Below are 18419 nucleotides of genomic sequence, written 5' to 3' on the forward strand. Positions count from 1 at the left end.
CCCGCCGCATTGCGGTCAGATATTGTTCATCAGCACGGTGCGGAGCTTGTCGAACAGTTCGTCGATCTCGCCCTTCGAGATGATCAGCGGCGGCGACAGCGCGATGATGTCGCCCGTGGTGCGGATCAGGAGGCCGTCCTCATAGGCCTTGAGGAAGGCGGAAAAGGCGCGCTTGGTCGGTTCGCCGGCAATCGGCTCCAGTTCGATGGCGCCGATCAGGCCGAGATTGCGGATGTCGATGACATGCGGGCAGTCCTTCAGGCTGTGAAGCTGCTCTTCCCAGTAAGGCGCAAGCTCCTGCGCGCGGGTCAGCAGCCCTTCCTCCTGATAGGTTTCCAGCGTGGCAAGCCCCGCGGCCGATGCGATCGGATTGCCCGAATAGGTATAGCCGTGCATGAACTCGATCATGTGCTCGGGGCCGTTCATGAAGGCGTCGTGAATTTCGTCCCTGACGAACACGGCCCCCATGGGGATAACACCGTTGGTGAGCCCCTTGGCGGTGGTCATGATGTCCGGCGTCACGCCGAAATATTCGGCCGCAAACGGTGCGCCGACACGACCGAAACCGGTGATCACTTCATCGAAGATCAGCAGGATGCCGTGTTTGTCGCAGATGTTGCGCAGGCGCTGGAGATAGCCCTTCGGCGGAATGAGAACGCCGGTGGAGCCGGCCACAGGCTCGACGATGACGGCAGCAACCGTGGACGGGTCATGCAGGGCAACGATCCGCTCCAGCGCATCGGCGAGATCGGCGCCGTGCTCGGGCTCGCCCTTGGTGAAGGCATTGGCGTCCGGCAGGTGGGTGTGGGGGATGTGATCGACACCGGTCAAAAGCGTGCCGAACATCTTGCGGTTCGAAACAATGCCGCCGACCGACGTGCCGCCGAAATTGATGCCGTGGTAACCGCGTTCGCGGCCGATCAGGCGGAAACGCTCGCCCTGGCCCTTCACCCGGTGATAGGCAAGCGCCATCTTCAGGGCCGTATCGACGGATTCGGAACCGGAATTGGTATAGAAGACATGGCCCATGCCTTCCGGCGCCAGTTCGACAAGCCGGTTGGCCAGCTCGAAGGCCTTGGGGTGGCCGAGCTGAAAGGCCGGGGCATAGTCCAGCTCTCCGGCCTGGGGGCGGATCGCCTCGGTGATCTTCGGCCGGCAATGCCCGGCATTGACGCACCACAGGCCCGCCGTGCCATCCAGCACCGTGCGGCCGTCGACGGTGGTGTAATACATGTCCTTCGCCGAGGCGAACATGCGTGGCGCCTGTTTGAACTGCCGGTTTGCGGTAAACGGCATCCAGAAGGCTTCAAGATTGTTGGGTACGACGGCGCTACGATCCGACATGAGCTGCTCCACAAAAGAAAGTGACCCGTTTTGCCGGGCCAGCTGTTTTTTAAATTGTCGCGGAGCACGTTATCAGCGGATGAAGCGCCGTCAAGCAGTAAGGCGGCGCGCACGGGGCCTTGTGGCGGCCCGTTTTTTCAAAGTCGCTTCCGGCTCGGTGTCGTCTCATCCCGTCAGGGTGTCGCGCCAGTTCGGTTGATCATCATAAATGTCGTCGAGGGTCTCGAGCAGCTTGCGCACAGGTTCGGCATGGGTGCTGTAGTAAATGGTCTGCGCTTCCCGCCGGGTTTCCACGAGGTTTTGCGAGCGCAACTTTGAGAGGTGCTGGGACAAGGCCGACTGGCTGAGGCCGACACGGTTGGCAAGCGCACCTACGGGCATCTCGTTCTCGATCAATACGCACAAAATCTGAAGCCGTTTCGGATTGGCCATTGCCGAAAGCAGGCCTGCTGCAATGGCGGTTTTGTCCATTTGTGTATCTGCGGTCACGATGATGTTTCCTTTGTTGATTTCGGCGCCAAGTAATTTCTGTATCCGCTGAAAAACTTACACAAGTGTGTATTGAAAAGTAATGCGAAATTTAGGGTATTTTTTCGACTATATCACGGACAAATGTAAAAACATCATCATGGTTTTCGGCAGTTTTAGCAAATTCTGATCTTTCTGTTGCGCCTCCTTTTTTAATATAGATACCCTCAGGATCGATGGTTGTGAGCGTGTATTCTTTCTTTTTGGCTTTTTCGAATATGACTTCTGCATGCTTTTTTGCATAAGTGAGGTCAAACCATTGATATGCCGCCAATGCATTCTGCCTGACGATATCTGTCCCCTCCAGAAAGTAGGCCTTCCCGAAGCCGCCATTGAGATTGGCCGATACCGGCTCCAGGCGGAGCAGGTTGAAATCGGGGAAGTCAATGTAATTTTTTGCTTTCTTATGGAGGTCGAGAAAACGCTGACGCAGCCTTTCATGGTGGTCGCTTTCCCGTATGACGGGGCTTACATGGCAGCGCGTGGTCAGGCGGGGATGGGCGAGCGGATCGCCTTTGCCGGGCTCGCCCGTCAGGAGCGATACCCGCGGGTCGCGTTCCATCGCCTGCGTGTGGACAGAAAGGCGGGAAACGAGAATCACCGGTGTGCCGTCAATGTCCGTTGCCAGCAGCACGCGGCTTGCCAGGGGAAAACCGGTCTCCGGTTCGTTCACGGCCAAAGCGGCAAAAGGCGCTTCGCGAATGAGCTTCCGGGCAAGGGTTCGTGCCGCATCATCGGTTTCGCGCAGGACGTTCTGGTTCATCGGGAAACCTCGTTCGGGTCCGGGCCCGGCCGGTGTCCGCCGAGATGGGTCATCACATCGCTCTCGGTGATTGTTCCGGTAATCCGGCCGCGGTCGATCACCGCGATCACGCCCGGCCGTTCGGCAAACGCGCGCAGCAGCAAAGCGATGGATGTCTGCGGCTTGACCGTTGCCGAAACCCGGGTCTCAAGCCGGGAACGGTCGGTCACGGGCTGCATGATATCCTCCGCCGTCAGGACGGCAAACTGGTTGGTGCGGGCAACGAACTGGGCAATATAATCGTTTGCCGGCGCCCTGATGATGTCACGCGGCGTTCCTGTCTGAACAATCTTGCCGGCCTGCATGATCGCAATCCGGTTGCCGAGCTTGATTGCCTCGTCGAGATCGTGGCTGACGAACAGGATGGTTTTCTTCAGCCGTTGCTGCAGCGAAAGCAGTCCGTCCTGAAGATGGGCGCGGATCAGGGGATCGAGTGCGGAAAACGGTTCATCCATGAGCAAAACCGGAGCGCCGGTCGCCAGCGCGCGCGCCAGCCCGACGCGCTGCTGCATGCCGCCGGAAAGCGAATGGATCGGCTGGTCGGCCCAGTCGGAAAGGCCGACGAGCGCCAGCTGTTCTTCAACCCGCTCGCGCCTTTGTCTGCCGCTGATGCCGGCAAGCTCAAGCCCGAAGCCGACATTTTCGGCCACGCTGCGCCAGGGCAGCAGGGCGAATTGCTGGAAGACCATCGATACGGAACGGCTTCTGAGCGCCTGCAGGGCGCGGTTCCCGTCCTTGTATGGCGCGACCGGCCCGCTGTCGGTGTGCACGATCACGTTACCGCGGGTGACCGGCGCCAGACCGTTTACAGCGCGCAGCAGGGTCGATTTGCCGGAGCCGGAAAGGCCCATCAGCACGACGATCTCGCCTTCGCCGATGGTGAGCGACGCATCACTGACGCCGACGATATTGCCGGTCCTGCGCTGTATATCGTCGCGCGAAAGCCCGGCGTCAATCAACGGCAGGGCCCGGCGGGGGCGCCTGCCAAAAACGATGTCGATATTGTGGAGCTCCACAGCCTTGTTCATGGAAGAACTTTCGAAGCAGATCACGGATATTGGGTGTTTGTGAACCGGAAGGGCGCATGCCTGACCGGGGAGATGTTTTTCACAAACCGGCCGGTACGGCAAGTCATGCCCTTTTGTCTCGCGGGCGAAGAGAATGCAGCGTGTTTCCTGTGGTTTGCCGCTTTTTGCACTTTATTATCGCCTGCGCCTGACGGCAAAAGGAGGTCGTAAGGATCGGGACAATGGCAAAACTTCACTTCTATTACGCAACGATGAATGCGGGAAAATCGACCCTGCTGCTGCAGGCCGCCTATAATTACCGCGAGCGGGGCATGCATGCGGTGATCCTGCTGGCCGAGCTTGATGACCGGGCCGGCAAAGGCGTCGTGTCATCGCGCATCGGGTTGAAGGCGGAGGCGGTGACGTTCGGCCCCGAAACCGATCTGTTCGAACTGACGGCCCGGCTGAACGACGAATGCAGCATGGACTGTCTGTTTGTCGACGAAGCCCATTTCGCCACCGCAGAACATATGTGGCAGCTGGCCCGGGTCGTGGACGAACTGGGCCTGCCGGTCATGGCCTATGGTTTGCGGTCGGATTTTCGCGGCGAGCTGTTTCCCGCGTCCAGAGAACTGTTCGTGCTGGCCGACGAGCTTCGCGAAGTGCGCACCATATGTCATTGCGGCCGCAAGGCGACGATGGTCGTGCGTCTCGACGGTGCGGGCAATGTTCTGCTGGACGGCCCCCAGATCGAAGTCGGCGGCAATGAGCGTTACGTCTCCTATTGCCGCAAGCACTGGAAAGAAAAGACCGGTCGCCGCTAGCGCTTGCGCACCGGTCTATCAGTGCCTGTCCTTCCGGCAACGGAACCAAACGGCGTCAAACCCACAAAGATTGAATTTAATTTTCTAACGGTGGCCGGTTACGGCGAACGGTTTTCTTGGATTGAGCGATCAACTTTTCTAAATTTCGCCACAGTTCGAAACACGAAAAAATGGTTTCCCGATGAAAAAGACACTTTTCGCCGCGCTCGGCGCCGCTCTCCTTCTGACCGCCGGCGCCCCGGCAAGGGCCGACGATCAGGTGGAAATCCTGAACGTGTCCTATGATATCGCGCGCGAACTCTACGCGACGATCAACCCGGCTTTCGCCGAATACTGGAAGAACGAAAGCGGACAGGATGTCACCATCAAGCAGTCCCATGCCGGCTCTTCCAAGCAGGCCCGTGCGATCCTGCAGGGGCTGAAGGCCGACCTCGTGACCTTCAACCAGGTACTCGACGTGCAGGTGCTGGCCGACAATGGTTTTGTCGCCGAGGACTGGCAGCAGGCCCTGCCGAACAATGCGTCGCCCTATTACTCGCTGCCCGCCTTCCTGGTGCGCGAGGGCAATCCGAAGGACATCAAGGACTGGGACGATCTCGCCCGCGACGATGTGCAGCTCGTCTTCCCCAACCCGAAGACCTCCGGCAATGCCCGCTACACCTATCTGGCGGCCTATGCCTATGCGCTTGAAAAGTTCGATGGCGATGACGCCCAGGCGCGTGAATTCGTCGGCGATATTCTCGGCAATGTTGCTGTCTTCGATACCGGTGGCCGCGGCGCGACCACGACCTTTGTCGAACGCGGTATCGGCGATGTGTTGATCACCTTCGAGGCAGAGGTGGAAAATATCCGCGCCCAGTATGGCGAGGATGAATATACCCGCGTGGTTCCCTCGATCTCGCTTCTGGCCGAATTCCCGGTCGCCGTCGTCGAGAAGGTTGCCGAACAGCGTGGCACGCTTGATGTTTCCAAGGCCTATCTGGAATTCCTCTATACCAAGGAAGGCCAGGAAATCGTTGCCTCGTTCAACAACCGCGTTCACAACCCGGAAGTGAAGGCCGAATATGCCGACAAGTTCCCGGAAGTGAAGCTGGTGACGGTCGAAGACGTCTTCGGCGGCTGGGAACAGGCCAACGAAACCCACTTCAGCGATGGCGGCGTGCTGGACCAGATCCAGTCCGGCAACTGAGCCTGATCTGCTGACAATCCGGGGCCTGCGCTTTGACGCGGGCCTCTTGCCTTTTCGCCGCCGATGTGTTGCATCGAGCCTTCACATCAAGCAGGGCCACCATGTCGATTTCGCTTCCACAAGCCAGCCGTCCGCGACGGGCCGCCCGCCGGGTTATCCCCGGTTTCGGCCTGACACTCGGCGTGACGCTGCTGTTTACCTGCCTGATCATCCTGCTGCCGCTCAGCGCCCTGTTCTTCCAGCTCGGACAGCTCGGGTTTGCCGATTACTGGCGGATCATCTCGTCCGACCGCACGCTTGCAGCCTTCCGGGTGACGATTTCGGCCGCGCTGATGGCAACGGTGTTCAATGCCTGTTTCGGCCTGCTGCTGGCCTGGGTCATCGTGCGCTACAAGTTTCCCGGCAAGCGCCTGCTCGATGCGCTGATCGACCTGCCGTTCGCGCTGCCGACAGCTGTTGCCGGTATCGCGCTTGTCGCCCTTTACGACCGCAATGGCTGGATGGGCATGCTGCTTTCCGAGATGAACATCAAGGTTGCCTATACCTGGTGGGGCATCGCGATCGCCATGACCTTTACCTCCGTGCCTTTCGGGGTCAGGACCGTGCAGCCGGTGATGGAAAGCTTGCGCACCGATCTTGAGGAAGCCGCGCAGACGCTGGGCGCGCGTGACATTCAGGTGTTTCGCCACATCGTCTTTCCGCAGATCTGGCCAAGCTTCATCATGGGCGCGTCGCTGGCCTTTGCCCGTTCGCTGGGGGAATTCGGCGCGGTGATCTTCATTGCCGGCAACATGCCCTACAAGACCGAGATTGCCTCGCTGCTGATCATGATCCGCCTCGATGAATATGACTTTCCGGCCGCAAGCGCGATTGCCGGAACGCTGCTTCTGCTGGCGCTCATCGTGCTGGTCGCCGCCAATATCGCCACCGGACGCGCCGGCCGGCACCTGAAGAGGGGAGGCTGAGCCATGGCGGAGAACACCATGCATCCGCAGGTTCGCGCCCTGATGCGCCGCCGCCGTGCCCGGCGTTTCGTCCTGGTCATCATTGCCGTGGCGTTTGCGGCGTTGGTGATGGGGTTGCCGAGCCTTGCGATTTTCGTCCGCGCCTTTTCCGAAGGGCTCGGGGTCTATGTCGCCAGCATTTCCGAGCCGGAAACCGTTCATGCGATCATGCTGACGGTGATCACCGCGCTGATCGCGCTGCCGGTCAATATTGTTTTCGGCATCTGCGCGGCATGGGCCGTCACCCGGTTCCGCTTTCCCGGCCGCCGGGCGCTGGTCACCATCATCGAACTGCCGTTTTCGATTTCGCCCATCGTTGCCGGTCTCTGCTATCTTCTGGTCTATGGCTCGACCGGCCTTGTCGGCGGCTTCCTCGACCAGTGGAACATCCAGCTGATGTTCAATCTGACGGGGATCGTGCTGGTCTCGCTGTTCGTGACCTGCCCCTTTGTCGCCCGCGAACTGATCCCGCTGATGGAGATTTCCGGCCGGGATCAGGAAGAAGCGGCACTCACGCTCGGCGCCAATGGCTGGCAGACGTTCTTCTACGTCACGTTGCCGAATATCCGCTGGGCACTGCTTTATGGCGCGGTTCTGGCAAACGCCCGCGTCATCGGCGAATTCGGCGCCGTCAGCGTCGTCTCCGGCAATATTCGCGGGGAGACGATGACGCTGCCGCTGCAGGTCCAGCTTCTTTATGATGATTACAATGTCGCCGGCGCCTTTGCGGCAGCCACCATCCTTGCCGTGATCGCCGTCATCACGCTGATCCTGCGGGCAGTGATTGAAATGCGGCATCCGAATGTGCACTGAGATCAACCGGGAGGCCGATCATGGCTCTTGAGATCGAGAATGTTTCGAAATCCTACGGCAGCAATCTTGTGCTGGACGCCGTCAATCTCAACGTGGCGCCCGGCGAATTCGTAGCGCTTTTGGGCCCGTCCGGCTCCGGCAAGACCACGCTGCTGCGCATCATTGCCGGATTGCAGTTTGCCGAAAGCGGCCGGCTCTTGATGGAAGGCGAGGACATTACCGGGCTTGAGGCGCGGCTGCGCCGTTTCGGCATGGTGTTCCAGAGCTATGCGCTGTTCGAGCATATGAGCGTCGCTGACAATACCGCCTTCGGGCTGAAAATGCGTCCGCGCGGGCTTCGGCCATCGCGCGGCGAGATCGGCGAGCGGGTGAAGGCGCTGCTTGATATGTCCGAGATCGGCCACCTTGCCGACCGCTACCCCTCGCAGCTTTCCGGGGGCCAGCGTCAGCGTGTGGCACTGGCGCGTGCGCTGGCCATCGAGCCGCGCCTGCTGTTGCTGGACGAGCCGTTTTCCGCGCTCGACACCAAGATCCGCAAGGGTCTTCGCACCGCGCTGCGCGATCTGCAGCGCAAGGTCGGCATTTCCGCCATTCTGGTAACGCATGATCAGGAAGAGGCCTTCGAGATCGCCGACCGTATCGCTGTGATGTCTGAAGGCCGGATCGAGCAGTTTGGCACGGCGGAAGAACTGGTGCGCTCGCCGGCAAGCCCCTTCGTTGCGGAGTTTCTGGAAGGCATGGCGAACTACGAAAACCAGGGCGCCGGTATCTGACCGGGCTGCGGGCAGGGCTCAGAGCCCCAGTTCGTGCCACATCCGGTCGACGCTTTCCTGGACCGTGTCCGACATCGTCAGCACCTTGCCCCATTCGCGCTCGGTTTCCGGGCCGATCTTGTTGGTCGCATCGAGGCCCAGCTTGCCGCCAAGCCCCGGTTTCGGCGAGGCGAAATCGAGATAGTCGACCGGTGTTCCTTCCAGAAGCAGGGTGTCGCGCGAGGCGTCGAAGCGGGTGGAAAGCGCCCACATCACATCATCCCAGCTTCTGACATTGACGTCGGGATCGACGATGATGATCAGCTTGGTCATGTTGAATTGCGACAGCATCGACCACAGCCCCACCATCACCCGGCGCGCCTGGCCGGGATAGCGCTTGTCGATCGAGGCGACAATGGCGCGGTAGGAACACGCCTCCGGCGGCAGGTAGATGTCGGTGATTTCGGGGAACTGCTGCTTGACCAGCGGAATGAACAGTTCCGTCATCGCTTCGCCCATGATCGATGGCTCATCTGGCGGCCGCCCGGTATAGGTCGAAAGATAGACCGGCTTCTTGCGCATGGTGATGGCTGAAAGCGTGACGACCGGGAAGCGCTCGACTGCGTTGAAATAGCCGGTATGGTCGCCGTATGGCCCTTCATCCGCTTCCTCGCTCACCGAAACCGTGCCTTCCAGCACGATTTCCGCATTGGCGGGCACGGAAAGCGGCTGGGTGAGGGCAGGGGCGACGCGGGTCTTGCGGCCCCGCAGGACGCCGGCGAAATCGAGTTCGCTCATGTCTTCCGGCAGCGGCATCACGGCCGACAGGATCGTCGCCGGGTCTGCGCCGATGGCAATCGCCACGGGCATGTCCTTGCCCGCCTTCTGCCATGAGCGGAAGTGCTTTGCTCCGCCGCGCTGTTCGAGCCAACGCATGATCAGCCGGTTCTTTCCCAGCACCTGCATGCGGTAGATGCCGACATTGGCCGGACCGGCGGGGCCGTAATCGCGGGTGATCACCAGCGGCCATGTCACCAGCGGCGCCGGTTCGCCCGGCCAGCACCACTGGATCGGCAGGCGGCCAAGATCGACGGCATCGCCGCGCCAGACGGTCTCCTGGCAGGGCGGACGGCTTTCATCCTTCACGCCGAGGGAAAGCGCGGAACGCAGCAATGGAAGACTGCCCATCGCGTCCTTCAGGCTTGCCGGCGGGTGAGGGGATTTCAGTTCGCTCAGCAGCGTTGCCAGCTCACCGATCCCGCCTTCTGCCAGACCGAAACCCCATTCGACGCGTTCGCGCGTGCCGAACAGGTTGGCGACCAGCGGAATTTCACTGATTCGCCCGGCTTCGTTGACCGGTTTTTCGAACAGCAGCGCCGGTCCGCCCTTGGCCAGCACGCGTCTGTGGATTTCGGTGATCTCGTGTTTCAGCGCGACAGGCCGCGCGATCCGCTTCAGCCGGCCACGGCGTTCAAGCGTGTCGAGGAAGTCCTGAAGTCCGTCATAGCGGTGCGGCGGGGTTTCTTTTTTCATGTGCTTTCATTGACGTTCGCAAAAGCGGTGGTCTTTGCGCTAGCTCAAATCGCAGTGCCGCCTCTGCCGATAGTTTGCAGCCATCAAGGCTTAACAAAAGGCAGAACTGATGAGACTTCCGCCAGCACTCGCCATCCCGTTCGATCTTGTGCCGGTCCCGATTGCCGAGCGCACCGCCAACATGCTGCTGCAACGGCTGATGCGCCGCCATCCCGGCCTTTTCGAACGTCTGGGCGAACACAAGGCCAAACGCTATGCGTTCCGGCCGATCGATCTTCCCTTCGTCTTTGTCGTCGCGCCGGCAGAGGAAGAAGTCACCGTATTGCGCGGCGATGCGGAAGATGGCGCCGATGCTTCCGTCGAAGGTCCTTTCTTCATGCTTCTGGCGCTGATGGAAGGGCGACTGGACGGCGATGCGCTGTTCTTTTCGCGCGATCTGGCTATCTCGGGCGACATGGAGGCCATGCTGGCGCTGAGAAACGCGCTTGATGATTGCGAGATCGACCTGCCGAGCGACCTTTCCACGCTTGCGGGCCCGTTCGCTCCGGTTGTTGCCCGCACGGCCGCGCGCATTCGCGGCAAGGTCCTGTTCGAGGAGCCGCATTCATGGAGTTGATCTGCCCGGCGGGAACACCGTCCGCCTTTCGCGCTGCCGTCGATGCTGGCGCGGACGCCGTCTATTGCGGCTTTCGTGATGAAACCAATGCCCGCAATTTCCCGGGCCTGAATTTTTCCCGGGAGGAGCTGGGCGAGGCGATTGCCTATGCCCACGGGCATGGCGCGAAAGTGCTTGTCGCGCTCAATACCTTCATGCGCGCAGGCGCCGAAGAGGTCTGGTATCAGGGCGCGCGGGATGCCTCGCGGCTCGGCGCCGATGCCCTGATCCTGGCGGATATGGGGCTGATGGCCTATGTCGCGGAAAACCTGCCCGAACAGCGCCTGCATGTTTCAGTTCAGGCGTCGGCGTCCAATGCGGATGCGATCAGCTTTCTGGTCGAGGCTTTCGGCGCCAAGCGCGTGGTTCTGCCGCGCACGTTGACGATTGCCGATATTGCCAAGATTTCCAAGGCCGTGAAATGCGAGATCGAGGTTTTCGTCTTTGGCGGGCTTTGCGTGATGGCGGAAGGGCGCTGCGCGCTGTCTTCCTATGCCACCGGCAAGTCGCCCAACATGAACGGCGTCTGCTCGCCGGCAAGCCATGTGCGCTACCGCCGCGAAGGCAATGAGATGGTCTCCGAACTCGGCGGTTATACGATCAACCGCTTCGGTCAGGGAGAGCCTGCCGGTTACCCGACGCTCTGCAAGGGCCGGTTCGATATCGGCGAGGCCTGTGGCTATGCCTTCGAGGACCCGGTTTCGCTCGATGTGATGAGCGAAATCGATGCACTGCGCGAAGCCGGGGTGTCGGCGCTGAAAATCGAAGGGCGCCAGCGCGGCAAGGCCTATGTCGCCGAAGTCGTTTCGACGCTCAAGGCCGCGCTTGATGCCGATCCGGAGCGCCGGGCGGTATTGCTGGCCGGGCTTCGTGGCCTGTCGGAAGGGCAGAAGACGACGTCGGGCGCTTATGAAAAGAAATGGCGATAAGGGAGAATAGGATGATCAGCACGCAACTCACGCTCGGCCCGGTCTACTATCTCTGGGACGGCCCGAAATGGCGCGACTTCTATTTCCGCATCGCCGATGAGGCGCCGGTCTCCCGCGTCATTATCGGCGAGACGGTCTGCTCCAAGCGTCAGCATTTCATCGACCCCTATATGGACGAAGTGGCCGAGCGGCTGGAGGCGGCCGGCAAGGAAGTCGTCATCTCCACCTATGCGCTGGTGACGCTGATGCGCGAGACCAAGAAGCTGCGCGCCGTTGCCGCCGAGAGCGAGCGGCTGATCGAGGTGAATGACCTTTCCGCCTTCATGTATCTCGACAGCCGTCCCCATACGGTGGGACCGCTGGTCAGTGTCTATAACGCCGCCACGGCCAGATTGCTGAAGACGCGGGGTGCGACCGCGCTCTGCCTGCCGCCCGAACTGCCGATGAACTCGATTGCGGCGATCGCCGCCGGCGATCCCGGCGTTGAACTGGAGGTCTTCGCCTTCGGCCGGGTGCCGCTTGCGATTTCGGCGCGATGCGCCCATGCGCGCTCCAAGGGCAAGATCAAGGATAATTGCATGTTTGTCTGCGCGGAAGAGCCTGACGGTCTCGATGTCCGCACGCTTGATCGCCAGCCCTTCCTCAGCCTCAACGGCGTTCAGACCATGTCGCACACCTGTCAGGCCCTGCTTGGCGAACTGGACGAGTTGAGGCGCGCCGGCATCAACCGCTTCCGCCTGTCGCCGCAGGATTGCGACATGGTGGCCGTGGCAAGGGTCTATCGCGATGTGCTTGACGGCCAGCTCGACGTGCAAGCCGGCAAGGCGCGGCTGAACGCGATCTATCCCCAGGCCCCGCTGTCCAACGGGTTTCTCTATGGCAAGGAAGGGGCGGCCTTCGTGGCGGCTGGAGCCGGAGACTGAAGCCGTTAGCCGGCCATCGAGGCGGCAAACAGCGTCAGCCCCATCAGCATGACCAGAACCGCACCGCCGATCTCGATGGTGCGGCCGATGGCCATTGCGCGACCGGAGCCGGGGCCGGCGAGCCGGACGGCAAGACCCTTGGCGGAAACGGCAATGATGGCGAGTGCCGATACGGTGATCGCCGTGCCGATCGCCATGGCGAAGACCGAGGTGATGCCGCCGAGGATCAGGCCGTTCAACAGCGCGAAGGTCAGCACGATCAGCGCGCCGGAGCAGGGACGCATGCCGATGGCGAGGATCGCCGCGCCGGCGCTTCTCCAGTCGAAACGCCTGCCGCCGAGCGTTGAAGGTTCGGGCATGTGTGCGTGGCCACAGCCGCAATCGGGCCCGTGAACATGGTCATGGTGGCTGTGGTCGTGTTCAGCATGGGCATGATGATGATGGGCATCTGCCGCATGATCATGGGCATGATGGTGTTCGCCGGCCGGTCCTGCGGCAACGGCTGCATGGGCATGCCCGCCTGAAAACAGCGGGCGTGACTTGGTGAAAACCAGCCAGGCGCCGAAGCCCGCGATCAGCAGGAAGCTTGCCCGTTCCATGAACAGCGTGGCGTCGCCCATGGAAACGGCGGTGCCGCGCAGTAAAAGATAGGCCGTTCCCACCAGAAGTATGGCCATGATCCCCTGTGCCAATGACGACAGCAGCGAGATCAGGATTCCGCGCTTCAACTCTGTCTCGTTGGCGATCATGTAGGACGAAATCACCGCCTTGCCATGGCCGGGTCCGGCGGCGTGAAACACGCCATAGGCAAAGGAAAGCCCCACCAGCCCCAGCATCTTGAAAGGATCATCCTGCATCGCCTTCAATGCTGCAGTCAGCGCCCGGTAAAACTGCTGCTGGTAGTGGTTTACGGTGATCAGCACGCTTTGCAGCGGGCCGATGGAGGAGGAGAAGGATGGTTCCGACGCGCCGATGCCGAGCGGGGACTGGGCGGCAGCAAATTTGGCGCCGGCGACAAAGGCGAGGACCATAAAAAGCGTGGCGAGGAGGGGACGGGCTAGTCGCATGTTATATCCAGCTTGGTGGCGAACAGCTTGCTCATGTCGGTCGGGTCGTTGAAGAACGCGTCGGTCAGACTGTTGGCGTTTTCCGAAAGGATTTCGTCCGCATCCGGCCGCAGCACGGTTTTCGTGCATTTGTCGAAGGCATCGCCCTGGGTCACCAGGTCGCTATCGTTGCGGAAATCGATTGCGGTGTACATCGTCGGATCATAGACGCCGAAGGTCAGATGGCCCGACAGCGGCAGTGGATTTTCCGGCTTTGCGGCAAAAAACAGCAGCAATTGCCCGTCGACCATGTCGGCATGAATGACATCGGGCTTGGCAAGCTTCACGTCCTCGCCATCGGCGGTGATCTGCGTGTAGTAATTGTATTCGGCAAGCGACTGGCGCACGGTTTCGCCGATATCGGTCAGCTCGTCGCCGGTCAGCTGATTGTCGAGATTGGCGTCGTAATCGAGAATGACGGAGGAGGAGAAGAATTCGTCGAAACGCCAGACATTCTGCAGCGCCGTGACATTGCCGTCGTCATCGGCGACCACCTCAAGCCGGGCATCGACGAAGACATGCGGATGCGCGAGCGCAGGGGCAGCAGTCCCTGCGGCAAGCAAGAGGCCGTAAAACGCGGCTTTCAATTTCAATTCGCTTCCCCCGGTCCGCGGTGTTGACCGTTATGTCCATAAATGATGATTGAGTCAGAAACGTGCTTACTGATTTTTTTGATAGTCGTTTTGCCTGAACCATTGCGACAGAAAATCGACGAAGGAGCGGACCTTCACCGGAAGATAGCGTCTGTGGGGAAAAACCGCATAAATGCCGGAATGTTGCGGGCGGTATTCATCGAAAAGCGGCACCAGTTCGCCGCTGTCGATCGCCCGGCGGGCAACGAAATCCGGCAGCAGGGCGATACCGAGGCCGGAGACGGCCGCACGCATGGTGACCATCGGCGAATTGACCTCGATCGGTCCCTGGATCGGCACGCTGAAGGCGGTGCCGTCTTCCGGGTTCCTGAACCGCATGGTGTTGAAGGCTTTCGGGTTGGTGTCGATGATCACCGGAAGGTGGGCAATATCCGCCGGCTTTTCGAGCGGCTTGTCCAGACTGGCGATGAACGCAGGCGAGGCGCAGACCCGGTTGATCGAGTCGGCAAGCTTGCGCGCGATCATGGTCGAGTCCTCGAGCGTGGTGATGCGCACTGCGACATCATAGCCCTCCTCGACCAGATCGACGAAACGGTCCTCGGCAACGATCTCCAGTGTCAGGTCGCTGTGGGCTGTGGCAAAATCGATCAGCGACTGGCCGGCCGGGGCATCGACAAAGGTGCGGGGCACGGAAACGCGAAGCCTGCCGCGCAGGTCGGTATTGTTGGCGCGCACGGCGTCGGAGAGGTTATCGACCTCCTGAACGATATCGGCTGCGCGGCGGAAATAGATGTGGCCGGCCTCCGTCAGGGAAAACTGCCGTGTGGTGCGGTTCAGCAGCAGGACGCCGAGATCGTCTTCGAGTTCGCGTACATATTTTGATAACAGCGCCTTCGAACGCCCGGTCTTGCGGGCGGCGGCCGAAAACCCCTCGGCTTCGACCACATCGATAAAGGCGCGCATTCGCGTCAAGGTGTCCATAACCGCTCCTGTTGGCTGGCGGAAAATTTTGTTTGAGTTTTGTCAAACAGATAGCACGAATGCGATCGATTGCAGGAGGATTTTGGGGTCCGCCCACTTGATTTTCAAGTGGGTTTTGCATATCTGTCCGCTTGCCCAAAGTCGCGCGTGCCTGTGGGTGTCCGCCGAACCCTCGAATGGTGAGGAACTCGGTAAGGTACCTGGAATTAACCCCTCCAGTCGCTTCCCCGGCCAACCGGTCAAGCGAGGACATCTTGAAGCAACGACGGTGCGGGCCTTTCTGGTGTCTCCCGGCTCTCCAACAGCCGGGGTACTAAAGAGGCACATACCATCATTGCCGGAAGTGCGGTTGGGATATCCCTCCAATCCAAGGCAGACAAAGCCGGACGAGTCCCTGAACGGGCTTGTTCAAACTTGAGCGGTCGCCGCAAACGGTCCCCGGGGTCTCCACCGGCCGGGTTCGTGCGCGGGTCGATGCGCCCTTTGTCGACCCTAGCGTCAGGGTCATTGCTTCGAAAGAAGGGGGTTACCATGACCACCGAACGTATCGCGGAATTCTTCAAGACCCGCCGTCCCGAAGGCCCTTGCCTGGTTGTCGATCGCGAAGTCGTGCGCGACAACTACACCGCATTCCGCCGCGCGCTGCCCGACAGCGCCATCTACTATGCGGTCAAGGCCAACCCCGCGCCGCAGATCCTTGAGCTTCTCGCCAGTCTCGGATCCAACTTCGATTGCGCCTCCGTGGCCGAAATCGAAATGGTCCTGGAGGCCGGCGCTGGCGCCGAGCGTATTTCCTATGGAAACACCATCAAAAAGGAGCGCGATATTGCCCGCGCTCATGCGCTCGGCGTCAACCTTTTTGCTGTCGATTGCCATGAGGAAGTCGAAAAGATCGCCCGCGCCGCCCCCGGCGCCAAGGTGTTCTGCCGCGTTCTGACTGATGGCGAAGGTGCCGAGTGGCCGCTGTCGCGCAAGTTTGGCTGCGTTCCGCCGATGGCTGTCGATGTGCTGGTCTATGCCCATCAGTTGGGTCTGGAAAGCTACGGCGTTTCCTTCCATGTCGGCTCGCAGATGACCAAGCTCGAAGCCTGGGATGCAGCGCTTGCGGACGCAAAGCGGGTTTTCGCACAGCTGGCCAAGCAGGGCATCTACCTGCAGATGGTCAATATGGGCGGCGGTTTCCCGACCAAGTATCTGCGTGATGTGCCGACGGCTGAAGCCTACGGCCAGGCGATCTTCGCAGCGCTGTCGCGCCATTTCGGTAACCAGTTGCCGAAGACGATCATCGAGCCCGGTCGCGGCATGGTCGGCAATGCCGGCGTCATCAAGTCGGAAGTCGTTCTGGTTTCCAAGAAGTCGGACGAGGACGCGCATCGCTGGGTGTTCCTCGATATCGGCAAGTTCGGCGGTCTCGCCGAAACCATGGACGAGGCGATCCGCTACCCGATCCGCACCGAGCGTGACGGCGACGAGATGGAGCCCTGCGTTCTGGCCGGTCCGACCTGCGACAGTGCCGACGTGATGTACGAGAAGAACATGTATCCGCTGCCGATCACGCTGACGATCGGTGACGAGGTTCTGATCGAGGGGACGGGTGCCTATACCACGACCTATGCTTCCGTCGCCTTCAACGGCTTCGAACCACTCAAGTCTTACGTGATCTGAAGACCTTCAGATGACGGGTGTGAAGTGGGACTGCGGCCCTCCCTGCGGCCGCAGTCCCGGTATCACGCCGGCGCGGCTGCCGCTGCCGGTCCTTGAGGCTGATTTTTTGGGGGATTTGGCTGATGGCCCCTTTCTTTCAGGACAATGTCGTTTTCGCTGATGCGCCGGCTTTCACGATCTGTGAAGAGGCCGCTTTCGATGTCGTTTCGCGTGAAAACCTGCTCGATCGCGCCATGGGGCCGATGCGCCGGAAAAAATCGTCGGAAAAGCTGCGCCGCAACCGGTTGCCGGCCGAAGGTCTCGCGCTTGTCGCGCGTGATCGGAACGACGCGCTGATCGGCACGGTCCGGCTCTGGCATGTTGATGCCGGTGTCGATGCATCCGGCCGTGCGGTTTCGGCGCTTCTGCTTGGCCCGCTCGCTGTTGACCCTGCCGCAGGCGGCATGGGCGTCGGCTCGGCTTTGATGCGGGCGGCGATTGCAGCCGCTGAAGCCCGTGGCCATGGCGCAATCCTGCTGGTCGGCGATCCGGAATACTACCAGCGCTTCGGCTTTTCTGCCGACAAGGCGGAGCAACTCGTCATGCCCGGCCCGTTCGAGCGCCGGCGTTTTCTCGGCCTTGAGCTTGAACAGGGATGGCTTGCCGGTGCTGCCGGCGTTCTCGTCGCCAGCGGTGCTCGCGCGCCGTCGGCCCGGGCCAAGCCGCTGCGCCGTGCGGCCTGAGTGCCGGGCAACCGCATATCGGACAAAACAAAAGACCCTCACGGTATTGCCGCCAGGGTGAGTTTGCTGACAAGCCTATCCTTTTTACGGACGTCATCCTTGGGCTTGTCCCAAGGATCTAACCACCGCTCAGCACGAGCGGCGTTAGTGGTCCGTAATAGATTGTTTTAAATTGACTTTCCCGATACGCTTGTCGCGTTCATGCGTGCTTAGACCCTCGGGTCAAGCCCGAGGGTGACGAAAGAGGATGGAGCAGCTTGTTTTCAACTAAAAAAGACCCTCAGGGCGTTGCCATGAGGGTCTTTTCGTATTGCCTTTTCAGCGAGCGCTGATCAGCTGGCCCGGCGCCGTTCGCTGACCGGCTGATAGGCAAGCTTTGCGTGGTATTTGCAGTAGGGGCTGTTTTCCGGGGACTCGCAGCCGCAGAAATAGAAGTCTTCCTGGGTCGGGTCGCCGACCGGCCATTTGCAGGTCTGCTCGGTGAGGTCGGTCAGCGCGATCTTGCGCATGATCGGCACGACATTGTTGTCGGGCGCGGTCTTCTGTTCCGGGGCGGCTTCCGCTTCGGCAACGACTTCCTGTTTCAGCGCGGTCGCGCCTGCGGTGCGCGGCGCGCTGCCGGTCGATGTGGATACGGGTGTGTCCGACGGCTTGCGGCCGCCGGCGCGGGACGCAAAATTCGGTGCACGCGGCGGTGTCGTGTTGCGGGCCGTTGCACGGGTTGCCGCAGAAGGTGCGCTTCCGCCGCTCTTGGCGCGTCCGGGCAGGGCCAGACGGTGCACCTTGCCGATGACCGCGTTTCGGCTCACGCCGCCGAGCTGATTGGCGATCTGGCTCGCGCTCAGCCCTTCGGACCAGAGTTGTTTGAGTTTTTCAACACGCTCGTCTGTCCAGCTCATGCCTTGTCTCCGGCTGTTTGCGGGCGGAATCAACCACCATGCTCCGGAATGTCTCCGAAACAGGAAAGTGTCGCCAATCCGGGTAATCAGATCCGCCGCCTGCAGTATTCTGTTGGACGTAAGTTAGGCCGATGGCACTATCGTGGCAAG

General features: G+C 60.9%; 19 protein-coding genes. 10 read left to right on the forward strand and 9 right to left on the reverse strand.

Annotated features, from left to right (window positions below; genetic code table 11):
• Nucleotides 1-15: 15 nt before the first annotated feature.
• The 4 genes from ACHZCU_RS11825 to ACHZCU_RS11840 form a co-directional block, all read right to left on the reverse strand.
• On the reverse strand, nucleotides 16-1344 hold the full coding sequence (locus ACHZCU_RS11825; RefSeq protein ID WP_319518935.1) for an aspartate aminotransferase family protein: 1329 nt from the start codon (nucleotides 1342-1344) through the stop codon (nucleotides 16-18).
• Between the two features lie 165 nt (nucleotides 1345-1509).
• Nucleotides 1510-1815, reverse strand: coding sequence for a metalloregulator ArsR/SmtB family transcription factor (locus tag ACHZCU_RS11830; RefSeq protein ID WP_106306445.1), 306 nt, complete (start codon nucleotides 1813-1815; stop codon nucleotides 1510-1512).
• Between the two features lie 109 nt (nucleotides 1816-1924).
• Nucleotides 1925-2635 (reverse strand): pyridoxamine 5'-phosphate oxidase family protein, encoded by a 711-nt coding sequence (locus ACHZCU_RS11835; RefSeq protein WP_319518936.1) that lies wholly within the window; start codon nucleotides 2633-2635, stop codon nucleotides 1925-1927.
• On the reverse strand, nucleotides 2632-3702 hold the full coding sequence (locus ACHZCU_RS11840) for an ATP-binding cassette domain-containing protein (RefSeq protein ID WP_319518937.1): 1071 nt from the start codon (nucleotides 3700-3702) through the stop codon (nucleotides 2632-2634). Before ACHZCU_RS11840 ends, ACHZCU_RS11835 begins: the two co-directional genes overlap by 4 nt.
• Nucleotides 3703-3923: 221 nt before the next feature.
• Between ACHZCU_RS11840 and ACHZCU_RS11845 the strand changes: the two genes are divergently transcribed.
• From ACHZCU_RS11845 to ACHZCU_RS11865, 5 genes are all read left to right on the forward strand, one after another.
• Nucleotides 3924-4505, forward strand: a complete 582-nt coding sequence (locus tag ACHZCU_RS11845; protein WP_319518938.1) for a thymidine kinase — start codon at nucleotides 3924-3926, stop codon at nucleotides 4503-4505.
• A 181-nt stretch (nucleotides 4506-4686) separates the two neighbouring features.
• Nucleotides 4687-5694 (forward strand): thiosulfate ABC transporter substrate-binding protein CysP, encoded by a 1008-nt coding sequence (gene cysP, locus ACHZCU_RS11850; protein ID WP_106306457.1) that lies wholly within the window; start codon nucleotides 4687-4689, stop codon nucleotides 5692-5694.
• A gap of 101 nt (nucleotides 5695-5795) precedes the next feature.
• Complete coding sequence (gene cysT / locus ACHZCU_RS11855; protein ID WP_319518939.1) at nucleotides 5796-6659, forward strand: sulfate ABC transporter permease subunit CysT; 864 nt, start codon at nucleotides 5796-5798, stop codon at nucleotides 6657-6659.
• Nucleotides 6660-6677: 18 nt separating this feature from the next.
• The gene (cysW, locus tag ACHZCU_RS11860; RefSeq protein WP_319519788.1) at nucleotides 6678-7511 is read left to right on the forward strand and encodes a sulfate ABC transporter permease subunit CysW; all 834 of its coding nucleotides are present in this window, start codon (nucleotides 6678-6680) and stop codon (nucleotides 7509-7511) included.
• A gap of 20 nt (nucleotides 7512-7531) precedes the next feature.
• A complete protein-coding gene (locus ACHZCU_RS11865; RefSeq protein WP_106306463.1) occupies nucleotides 7532-8284 on the forward strand; it encodes an ABC transporter ATP-binding protein in 753 nt (250 codons plus the stop codon).
• An 18-nt stretch (nucleotides 8285-8302) separates the two neighbouring features.
• Here the strand turns inward: ACHZCU_RS11865 and ACHZCU_RS11870 are convergent, their stop codons facing one another.
• The gene (locus ACHZCU_RS11870) at nucleotides 8303-9796 is read right to left on the reverse strand and encodes a UbiD family decarboxylase (protein WP_319518940.1); all 1494 of its coding nucleotides are present in this window, start codon (nucleotides 9794-9796) and stop codon (nucleotides 8303-8305) included.
• Between the two features lie 106 nt (nucleotides 9797-9902).
• Here ACHZCU_RS11870 and ACHZCU_RS11875 point away from each other — a divergent pair, with 106 nt between their 5' ends.
• The 3 genes from ACHZCU_RS11875 to ACHZCU_RS11885 are packed head-to-tail and all read left to right on the forward strand — an operon-like array spanning nucleotide 9903 to nucleotide 12303.
• A complete protein-coding gene (locus ACHZCU_RS11875; protein ID WP_394706112.1) occupies nucleotides 9903-10412 on the forward strand; it encodes an SCP2 domain-containing protein in 510 nt (169 codons plus the stop codon).
• Nucleotides 10403-11380 carry a peptidase U32 family protein gene (locus ACHZCU_RS11880; RefSeq protein WP_319518941.1) on the forward strand — a complete coding sequence of 326 codons (978 nt, stop codon included), beginning with the start codon at nucleotides 10403-10405 and terminating at the stop codon, nucleotides 11378-11380. Before ACHZCU_RS11875 ends, ACHZCU_RS11880 begins: the two co-directional genes overlap by 10 nt.
• An 11-nt stretch (nucleotides 11381-11391) precedes the next feature.
• Complete coding sequence (locus tag ACHZCU_RS11885) at nucleotides 11392-12303, forward strand: U32 family peptidase (protein ID WP_106306475.1); 912 nt, start codon at nucleotides 11392-11394, stop codon at nucleotides 12301-12303.
• Between the two features lie 5 nt (nucleotides 12304-12308).
• Here ACHZCU_RS11885 and ACHZCU_RS11890 read toward each other — a convergent pair whose 3' ends face one another.
• From ACHZCU_RS11890 to ACHZCU_RS11900, 3 genes are all read right to left on the reverse strand, one after another.
• On the reverse strand, nucleotides 12309-13370 hold the full coding sequence (locus tag ACHZCU_RS11890; protein ID WP_394706051.1) for a nickel/cobalt transporter: 1062 nt from the start codon (nucleotides 13368-13370) through the stop codon (nucleotides 12309-12311).
• Entirely contained in the window at nucleotides 13361-14002 is a 642-nt protein-coding gene (locus ACHZCU_RS11895) for a DUF1007 family protein (protein WP_394706052.1), read from the reverse strand. Before ACHZCU_RS11895 ends, ACHZCU_RS11890 begins: the two co-directional genes overlap by 10 nt.
• 66 nt (nucleotides 14003-14068) lie before the next feature.
• On the reverse strand, nucleotides 14069-14983 hold the full coding sequence (locus ACHZCU_RS11900) for a LysR family transcriptional regulator (protein ID WP_106306485.1): 915 nt from the start codon (nucleotides 14981-14983) through the stop codon (nucleotides 14069-14071).
• Between the two features lie 531 nt (nucleotides 14984-15514).
• Here ACHZCU_RS11900 and odc2 point away from each other — a divergent pair.
• Entirely contained in the window at nucleotides 15515-16648 is a 1134-nt protein-coding gene (gene odc2, locus ACHZCU_RS11905) for an ornithine/lysine decarboxylase (protein WP_319518942.1), read from the forward strand.
• A gap of 122 nt (nucleotides 16649-16770) precedes the next feature.
• A complete protein-coding gene (locus ACHZCU_RS11910) occupies nucleotides 16771-17370 on the forward strand; it encodes an N-acetyltransferase (RefSeq protein ID WP_319518943.1) in 600 nt (199 codons plus the stop codon).
• Nucleotides 17371-17702: 332 nt separating this feature from the next.
• Here ACHZCU_RS11910 and ACHZCU_RS11915 read toward each other — a convergent pair whose 3' ends face one another.
• Nucleotides 17703-18269: a GcrA family cell cycle regulator gene (locus tag ACHZCU_RS11915; RefSeq protein WP_106306494.1), complete on the reverse strand. Its 567-nt coding sequence runs from the start codon at nucleotides 18267-18269 to the stop codon at nucleotides 17703-17705.
• Nucleotides 18270-18419 lie beyond the last annotated feature (150 nt).

This window comes from uncultured Martelella sp., assembly GCF_963677965.2.
Lineage (GTDB): Bacteria > Pseudomonadota > Alphaproteobacteria > Rhizobiales > Rhizobiaceae > Martelella > Martelella mangrovi.